Raw genomic sequence first — 8065 nt, forward strand, 5'->3', positions numbered from 1 at the left:
GGCGCGACCGGGTCCGGCTTCCTGGTGCCGTCCGTCGAGGGCCGCACGATCAAGGCGGCGACGTACTCGCACGCCAAGTGGGCCTGGTCCGCGGAGGCCGGGGGAGACCTCGCCGTCCTGCGGACCTCGGTCGGGCGGCTCGGCGAGGAGTACATGCTGCAGCGCTCCGACGAAGAACTGATCCAACTCGCGGTAAAGGACCTGCACCAGGCGATCGGTCTGCGGGCCGAGGTGGTCGGATCGCTGGTCACGCGCTGGGGCGGCGGGCTGCCGCAGTACGCCGTGGGGCACCTGGACCGGGTCGACCGGGTCGAGGCGGCGGTGGCCGGCGTACCCGGGCTGGCGGTGTGCGGGGCGGCGTACCGGGGTGTCGGGATCGCCGCCTGTGTGGCATCGGGTGGCAAGGCGGCCACCCGGGTGCGGGAGCACCTGGACGCATTGGAGACAATGAAGTCGTGACTGGTAAGCCGAAGGCCCGTGAGCTCAACAACGTCATCCGCTACACGCTGTGGTCGGTGTTCAAGGTCGAGACGCCGCTCGGTGATGCGGACCGGGACGAGCTGACCGCGGAGCTGACCGACCTGGTCGGCAAGCTCGCGGCCGACGACGTGGTGATCCGCGGGATCTACGACGTCGAGGGGTTCCGGGCCGACGCCGACTTCATGATCTGGTGGCACGCGCCGACCTCGGACGCGCTGCAGCAGGCGTACCACGCGCTCCGCCGGTCGCGGCTGGGCCGGCACCTGGTCCCGGTCTGGTCGCAGTTCGCGCTGCACCGGCCGGCCGAGTTCAACAAGAGCCACATCCCGGCGTTCCTGGCCGACGAGGAGCCGCGGGCGTATGTCTGCGTGTACCCGTTCGTCCGGTCCTACGAGTGGTACCTGCTGCCGGACGAGGAGCGCCGGTTCATGCTCGCCGAGCACGGCCAGCAGGCCCGTACCTACCCGGACGTCCGGGCGAACACGGTGGCCGCGTTCGCGCTCGGCGACTACGAGTGGATCCTCGCCTTCGAGGCCGACGAGCTGCACCGGATGGTCGACCTGATGCGCGACCTGCGGGCGTCCACGGCCCGCCGCCACGTGCGCGAGGAGGTCCCGTTCTACACCGGGAAGCGGACCGAGGTCGCCGACCTGATCGCGAACCTGATCTGATGAAGGGCAAGGCGTTCCCGGTGCTCTACGTCACCGACGTACGCCGGGCCGTCGAGTTCTACACCCTGCTCGGGTACGAGCCGACGTACCAGTTCCCGCTCGAGGGCGACCCGCACTACGTCGGCCTCGAGCGCGGCGACTCCTCCCTCGGCCTCTCCGACGCCAACTGGCCCGAGGCCCAGCTCGGCATCACGGTCGGCACCGCACCCCGCTTCGAGCTGTTCGTGTACGTCGACGACGTCGAGTCCGAGGTAGAACGCTTCCGCGCCGCCGGCCACCCCGTCCTCCAGGAACCCGCCACCATGCCCTGGGGCGAACGCCAGGCCTACCTCTCCGACCCCGAAGGCAACCCGATAGCCCTCGCGACCCCGGTCTAGGTACCGGGCTTCTGGAGGAGGTAGTCCTCGGCTCGCATTGAGGTTGGGGGGCGGACGTCGGAGGGGATGAGTTCGCGGAGGTCGCGTTCGGTGAGTTTGTCGGGGTCGCTGGCCGACAGGCGGGTGGCCTGGTTGGAGACGGCTTCCTCGAGCACGTTGCGGATGAAACGGCCGTTGCCGAAGCTGTGGCCGCGCGGCGCCGGGGGGATCACGGTGCGGACCTTGTCGAGGACTTCCTCGCCGTAGATCATGCCCTTCTGCCGGGCCTGCAGCTCGAAGATCTGGACCAGCTGGTCGGTGTCGTACTCGCTGAACGACAGCAGCTTCGGGAACCGGGACTGCAGACCGGTGTTCGACTCCATGAAGCGCTGCATCTCGCGGTGGTACCCGGCGACGATCACGATGCAGTCGTTGCGGTGGTCTTCCATCATCTTCAGGATCGTCGCGACCGCTTCCAGGCCGTAGTCGCCGGGCGTGTTCTCCGGCGTCAGGCTGTACGCCTCGTCGATGAACAGCACCCCGCCGAGCGCCTCGCGGAACTTGGCCGCGGTCATCGGTGCCGTCGAACCGACCGCGGCACCGACCAGGTCGGAGCGGTCGACCTCGACCACGTGGCCCTTCTCCAGGACGCCGAGCTGGTGGTAGATCCGGCTGAGCAGCCGGGCGATCGTCGTCTTCGCCGTACCGGGCTTGCCGACGAACACCATGTGCCGGGCCCGCTCGTGGCTGGGCAGGCCGAGCTCGGTGCGGCGCAGGTTCGTCTTCACCTCGGCGACCATCCGGCGGACGGCGTCCTTGACCGACTCCAGGCCGATCAGCGAGTCGAGCTCGGCCAGCGGGTTGTCGCTCAGGTCGACCGGTTTCGGTGGCAGCGGCTCGTCGTCGAGGCTGCTCGCGGTCTTGTCCTCGCCGGCCTTGACACTGCTCCAGGCGGCCGCGAGGGAGTTCTCCTGCTCGGCCGCGGCGGCGGTTTCCAGCGCGCTCCAGCGCTCCCGGTCGAGCATCCGGAACAGCGTCGTCAGGTCGGGGATCTCCGGCTCCGGCCACGGCTGCTTGCTCAGTGCGCCGGACAGGTGGATGCCGACCCGCGCGGCGGCGGCGCCCCAGGCCCGGGCGAGCGGCGACTGGCCGTTCCGGATCGCGCGCGACATCCACTGGTTGACGTGCCCGTGCCAGGTCTGCAGGTCGAACCTCGGCCGCAGGTCCTCCAGGGCGTTGTGTACGTCGATGGTCGCGTCGCCGAGGATGTTCGCCACGGACTGCGGGATGCCGCGCAGCCCGGCGGCCAGGATCAGCTCGGACAGCACCTGCGCGAAGTCGCCGGCGTACTCGTCCGGGCTCACCATCAGCATCCGGGCATGGGTGTCGCGGATCGAGTTCAGCGAGTAGCGGAGCGCGGCGGTCGGGCCGGCCAGCTCGGGGAGTACGGCGCGTTCGAGGGGCTTCAGGGCGTCGGTACGCCAGTACTTGGCGATCTCGTCGTACTCGCCGGTGATGTGCAGGTGGGTGGCGTCGCGGTCGGCCAGCACCCGATCGAACGCGGCCGCCAGCGCCTCGGCGCGCGCCGCCATCGGGGGCGCGTCGACGAAGAGCCGGACGACGTCGCGGGACACCAGCAGCGCGTGCTTGCGGCCGAGCTCGCGGAACCCGCGGGCCCCCGCGATCGCCTGCAGGTGCCAGTCGGTGGGCGCCACGTAGATCACGTGCCCGGTGCCGCCGAGCCGGGAGGACGGCCGGTAGAAGTCGTGCGTCAGCTCGGTGGACAGGTCGGCGTACTCACCGTGCAGCACCGGGATCCACCCGGTCAGCAGCGGCGCCACCTGATGGGTGAACCAGACCGCCGCCGGTGTCCCCTTCACGAAGTCCGGAAAAGCCTCCGGCCGCAGCGGCCGCAACGCCTCCGGATCCTCCGCCCAGAGCCTCAGCTGAGCCCGGACACGTTCGGTCCAGGCTGACGGAACCTCCCACGGCTCCTCCGCGGACAGTACATCCAGAACCCGCGGTCTACGGACCTCGTCAGCCACCAATTTCCTTCCCCAGGAACCACCAGCCGACCCAGTCTAGGACCCCGCCGGGCGATCAGGCCGGAGCGAGGGTGAGGCTGATGCTGTTGATGCAGTACCGGAGGTCGGTGGGGGTGCCGTAGCCCTCGCCCTCGAAGACGTGGCCGAGGTGCGAGCCGCAGTTGGCGCAGCGGACCTCGACGCGCTTCATGCCGAGGGTGGAGTCCTCGATGTACTCGACGCGGTCCTCGGCGAGCGGGGCGAAGAACGACGGCCAGCCGCAGTGCGAGTCGAACTTGGTCTCGCTGCGGAACAGTTCGGTGTCGCAGGCGCGGCACTTGTACACCCCGACCGTCTTGGTGTCGGTGTACTCGCCGACGAACGGCCGCTCGGTGCCGGCCTGGCGCAGGACGTGGAACTCGGCGGGGGAGAGCTGTGCCTTCCACTCCGCCTCGGACTTCTGAACGGTGTACTGCTTGGTGTCATCTGTCACCACCCCAGTATCGGCCGCCCGGACAAGCGCTGTGCTTTTTTCTTGGCCCAGCCCGGGCGACCGACGTAACACTCCGGTTAGCGCACCCAGGACGGCAGCGGGGTCAGCTTCACCACCTGCGGGTCGTGGTCCGAGATCTGGTCCGGAAACTCCGCGTTCATGTGCACGACGTCGTACGCCGCCGTCGGCCGCAGGTTCTGCGACACCAGGATCTGGTCCAGGATCTGGCTGTTGCCCTCGAACACGTAGCTGTACCGCTCCGGCAGCGGCAACGTCCGCGGCAGGTCGACGAGCGCCGTCTTGCCCGATCCGACCAGGACATCCGCGGTCTGCGACCAGTCGAAGTCGTTCAGGTCACCCAGTACGACGATGTTCGCGCCCTTGTCCTTCGCCAGGATCTGGTCGACGAACCCGCGCACCGCGGCCGCCTGCTGGTGCCGCTTCGGGGCGCTGGACTGCACCGGCGGCTGGAACCGGCCCCACAGCGGGTCGTCGCCGCCCTTGGAGCTGAAGTGGTTCACCACCACGAACACGGTCTGCCCGTGCCACTTGAACTCGCCCGCCAGCGGCACCCGGGTCGCGGCCCACGCCGGGTTGGCCGGGTCGACCCGGCCCGGCGACGCGCTCAGGTGCGGACGGCCTGCGTGGTCGGTGACGATCGTGGTCGCGGTCGTCGAGCCGCCGCCCGGGGTGTCGACGAACTTGAGCGGCTTGTCGGTCCGGTACAGGAACGCCACCCGGATGTTGCCGCCCGGCGCGCCGCCCTCGGCGTTGTTCACCGGGTCGATCTGCTTCCAGGTGTAGTGCGGTCCGCCCGCCTTCACGATCGCCGCGGCCAGCAGGTTCAGCGTCTTGTCGGCGGCCGTCGTACCGGAGTTGACCGCGCCGTCGTTGTCCTGCACCTCCTCGAGCCCGAGGACGTCCGGCGACGCGAGGTTGTGCACGACGGCCTGCGCCAGCCCGTCGAACTTGGCCTCGCCGTCGGACGGGGCGAGATTCTCCACGTTGAATGTGGCCACCGACAGCTGCGTCGGACCCGAGGCCCGTGTGACCTCACGCTTGACGCCGCCGTCGATCACCGTCGGCGTCGTGGTCGGCAGGAGCTTGTAGTTGCCGAACGAGTAGTCGACGACCCCGGCCACGGTGTTCGAATCAGGGCCGGCCAGCTTGTCGCCGGTCTTGGCGTCGGGGATCGGCGTCAGTACGTCGTCCAGCAGGATCCGCTCCGGGTTGGAGTCGTTCTTCTGCAGCAGGATCCCGCCGCGCGCCGTACGCACGCCGGACCCGGCCGGTACCACCGACAGCTCGCGGAACGAGCTCGTCGGACCGGTGACCTCGGGCTGCTTGATTCCGATCCACATGCCCTCGAGCGACTCCCAGAAGTCGAGCCCGTCGTTGGCCGGGTCGAAGGCGGTGCTGGTCTTCTCGACGTCGCCGGTGGAGTCGTCGTCGATCACGGTCGACGGCGGTACCCGCCCGCCCGGGCCGACGATCGTCGGAGGCGGTACGGCGGCCGTGCCGGTGACGGTGATGTCCGCGTTCGTGAGCTCGGTGGTGGTGAGGTTCGTCGTACCGCCGGAGCCGCCCGGCCGGAACTCGGCGACCGTGCCCTCGACGTTCAGCGCGTCGCCGACCGCCACGGTCGGTGCCGAGCTGGTGAAGACGAAGATGCCCTCACTGGTGGCCGGGTTGCTGTCCGGCTGCGTGTCCTGGAACCAGAACCCGTTGCTGCTCTTCGCGGTCACCACACCGGTGACGTTCTGGACCCGCTTGCCTTCCAGCGGCGAGCGGTGCGCGGCGCCCTGGATGTCGTGGATCTTCGCGTCCACGGGCGGCTCGGCCGGCCCGCCGGTCAGCGTGCCCGGCGACGGGTCGCCCGCGACGAAGTCCGCGCTGTTGTTGTCGGTGTCCTGCTTCGGGTCCTTGCGCGACGCCGACGTGGTGTTCGACAGCCCCGGCGCGGGCGTCGTCTCGGAGTCGGTCGCGGTGCCGTAGCCGACGTAGTCCTTCACGTTCGCGTCCGCGTGGCAGGTCGCCCCGCAGGCGAGCGCGGTCTGCGTGGTGACCAGCGCGATCTTTCCGGCCGACGCGGACATCGGGATCGTCCCGGTCACGTTCGGCGCCGGCATCGGCTGGCCGTTGGCGCCGCCGGCTTCCTGGACCAGGTACACGGCGCCCGGCGCGATGCTGCCGGTCAGCTTCGTGACCTGCCACGACGTACCGGCCGCGGACGCGTACTGGATCGACCAGCCGCTCACGTCGACGGGGGCGGAGCTGTTGTTGGTCAGCTCAACGAAATCGTTGGTGTACGGCGCACCGCTGTTGCCGCCACCGCCGTACACCTCGGTGATCAGTACGTCGGTGGAAGCGGCGTCGGCAGGCCGGGCGATCAGGGTCGCCGCGCCGGCCAGGGCGAGACTCGAGATGACCACGAGAGCGCCCAGGCGGCGCCGTGATCGGATCAGGGCAGACATGGGCCGGATTCTCACATCGGTACCTGGTCCTTCCAAGGTCCAGCACGTGAACAGCCGGTGCGATCGGGAAACGCACGGGTGATCATTCGCGGATGTTGGAACGGTGCTGTCCGGGGCGATAGCGTCTCGGCATGGCGAAGAGCACGGCGGTGACGCTCACCGTGGGGGAGCGTGAGGTCCGGGTCTCCAGTCCCGAGCGGGTGGTCTACGAGGCCACCGACTGGGCTCCGGAGGTCACCAAGCTGCAGGTCTGCGAGTACTTCGTCGCGGTGGCGCCGGCGTTCATGCACGCCTCGGGGGACCGGCCGGTCGCGCTGGAGCGCTGGCCCGGCGGATGGCGTGAGGGGATGACGCTGTCGGTGGACGCGGTCGGTCGCCAGACCGGCGACGGGTTCTACTCGAAGCGGCTGCCGAAGGGCGCTCCGGACTGGCTGCAGACCTGCCGGGTGCTGACGCCGAACGGGCGCCCGATCGACGAGCTCTGCCTGTCGGAGCCGGCCGCCGCGATCTGGGCGGCGCAGATGGGCACGCTGACCTTCCATCCGTGGGCGGTTCGCAGCGGGGACCTCGACCGGCCGGACGAGCTCCGGATCGACCTGGACCCGCAGCCGGGCGCCACGTTCGCGGACGCCCGCCGGGTGGCCGCGGTCGCGCGCGAACTGCTCGAGGAGCTGGGGCTGCGCGGGTACGCGAAGACCAGCGGCAACCGGGGGATCCACATCTACGTCCGGATCCGCCCGGAGTGGTCGTTCGACGAGGTCCGGCACGCCGCGATCGGCCTCGGCCGCGAGCTGGAACGCCGCGACGACGGCGTCACCACCGCCTGGTGGAAGGAGGAGCGCGGCGACGCCTCGATCTTCCTCGACTTCAACCAGAACCTCCGCGACCGGACGGTCGCCGGCGCCTGGTCGCTCAGGCCGCGGCCGGGCGCGCCGGTCAGTACGCCGATGTCGTGGGAGCGGCTCGCCGAGGTCGACGACCCGCGGGCGTTCAACCTGCACACGGTCCCGGAGTACCTCGCCGACGGCGACCCGTGGGCCGACATGGACGGTACGGCGTACGCGCTCGATCCGCTGCTGCGGTTGTGGGAGGAGTTGCCCGGCGGCGAGCTGAACTTCCCGCCCGACTACCCGAAGATGCCGGGCGAGCCGCCGCGGGTGCAGCCGAGCAAGAAGGTCGCCGAGCACTGGGACGAGCAGGGCAACCGCATCCCCGACTGACAGTCGGGCGGGCTGTCTCGTCGGGTGGGTGTCAACACGCTCATTCGCTAGGAGACACCTGTTATGAACGCTCGTCTGGACCTGTTCACGAATCCCGTGCTGGGAAAGTTCATCAAGCACCTCAACGCCGCGGCGCGGGTCGCACTGGACGCCGGCGTACCGCTGGCCACGCTCGAGCTCGTCGAGCTGCGGGCCAGTCAGATCAACGGCTGCGCGTACTGCGTCGACATGCACTCGAAGGACCTCGCTCACCACGGCGAGACCACCGTCCGGATCAACCTGGTCGCGGTCTGGCGGGAGGCCACCGTCTTCACCGACGCCGAACGCGCCGCCCTCGCGCTGGCCGA

8 protein-coding genes are annotated in these 8065 nt (G+C 69.9%); 5 read left to right on the top strand and 3 right to left on the bottom strand.

The window, feature by feature from the left end; genetic code table 11:
- From VFF46_RS13045 to VFF46_RS13055, 3 genes are all read left to right on the top strand, one after another.
- A partial coding sequence (locus tag VFF46_RS13045; RefSeq protein WP_325037359.1) for a protoporphyrinogen/coproporphyrinogen oxidase occupies nucleotides 1-459 on the top strand: 459 nt, incomplete at its 5' end.
- Nucleotides 456-1151 (top strand): hydrogen peroxide-dependent heme synthase, encoded by a 696-nt coding sequence (gene hemQ, locus VFF46_RS13050; RefSeq protein WP_325037360.1) that lies wholly within the window; start codon nucleotides 456-458, stop codon nucleotides 1149-1151. The genes VFF46_RS13045 and hemQ, both read left to right, overlap by 4 nt.
- Nucleotides 1151-1528: a VOC family protein gene (locus tag VFF46_RS13055; protein ID WP_325037361.1), complete on the top strand. Its 378-nt coding sequence runs from the start codon at nucleotides 1151-1153 to the stop codon at nucleotides 1526-1528. Before hemQ ends, VFF46_RS13055 begins: the two co-directional genes overlap by 1 nt.
- On the opposite strand, the gene VFF46_RS13060 is transcribed toward VFF46_RS13055, so the two are convergent.
- The 3 genes from VFF46_RS13060 to VFF46_RS13070 all read right to left on the bottom strand — a co-directional run bounded on the left by VFF46_RS13060 (nucleotide 1525) and on the right by VFF46_RS13070 (nucleotide 6498).
- Nucleotides 1525-3552: an AAA family ATPase gene (locus tag VFF46_RS13060; protein WP_325037362.1), complete on the bottom strand. Its 2028-nt coding sequence runs from the start codon at nucleotides 3550-3552 to the stop codon at nucleotides 1525-1527. The two genes, VFF46_RS13055 and VFF46_RS13060, sit on opposite strands and share 4 nt — an antisense overlap.
- A 55-nt stretch (nucleotides 3553-3607) precedes the next feature.
- Nucleotides 3608-4024: a peptide-methionine (R)-S-oxide reductase MsrB gene (msrB, locus tag VFF46_RS13065; RefSeq protein ID WP_325037363.1), complete on the bottom strand. Its 417-nt coding sequence runs from the start codon at nucleotides 4022-4024 to the stop codon at nucleotides 3608-3610.
- Nucleotides 4025-4101: 77 nt separating this feature from the next.
- Nucleotides 4102-6498 (bottom strand): lamin tail domain-containing protein, encoded by a 2397-nt coding sequence (locus VFF46_RS13070; RefSeq protein WP_325037364.1) that lies wholly within the window; start codon nucleotides 6496-6498, stop codon nucleotides 4102-4104.
- 131 nt (nucleotides 6499-6629) lie between these two features.
- Between VFF46_RS13070 and VFF46_RS13075 the strand changes: the two genes are divergently transcribed.
- Both VFF46_RS13075 and VFF46_RS13080 read left to right on the top strand, forming a co-directional pair.
- Entirely contained in the window at nucleotides 6630-7718 is a 1089-nt protein-coding gene (locus VFF46_RS13075) for a DNA polymerase domain-containing protein (protein WP_325037365.1), read from the top strand.
- Between the two features lie 63 nt (nucleotides 7719-7781).
- The coding region (locus VFF46_RS13080) for a carboxymuconolactone decarboxylase family protein (RefSeq protein ID WP_325037366.1) at nucleotides 7782-8065 on the top strand (284 nt) is incomplete at its 3' end.

This window comes from Kribbella sp. (assembly GCF_035655035.1).
Taxonomy (GTDB): Bacteria; Actinomycetota; Actinomycetes; order Propionibacteriales; family Kribbellaceae; genus Kribbella.

Excerpts from the sequence above, each read along its gene's own strand:
- VFF46_RS13055 (WP_325037361.1), top strand. The coding sequence starts at position 1,151 with ATGAAGGGCAAGGCGTTCCCGGTGCTCTACGTCACCGACGTACGCCGG.
- VFF46_RS13070 (WP_325037364.1), bottom strand. The coding sequence starts at position 6,498 with ATGTCTGCCCTGATCCGATCACGGCGCCGCCTGGGCGCTCTCGTGGTC.
- VFF46_RS13075 (WP_325037365.1), top strand. The coding sequence starts at position 6,630 with ATGGCGAAGAGCACGGCGGTGACGCTCACCGTGGGGGAGCGTGAGGTC.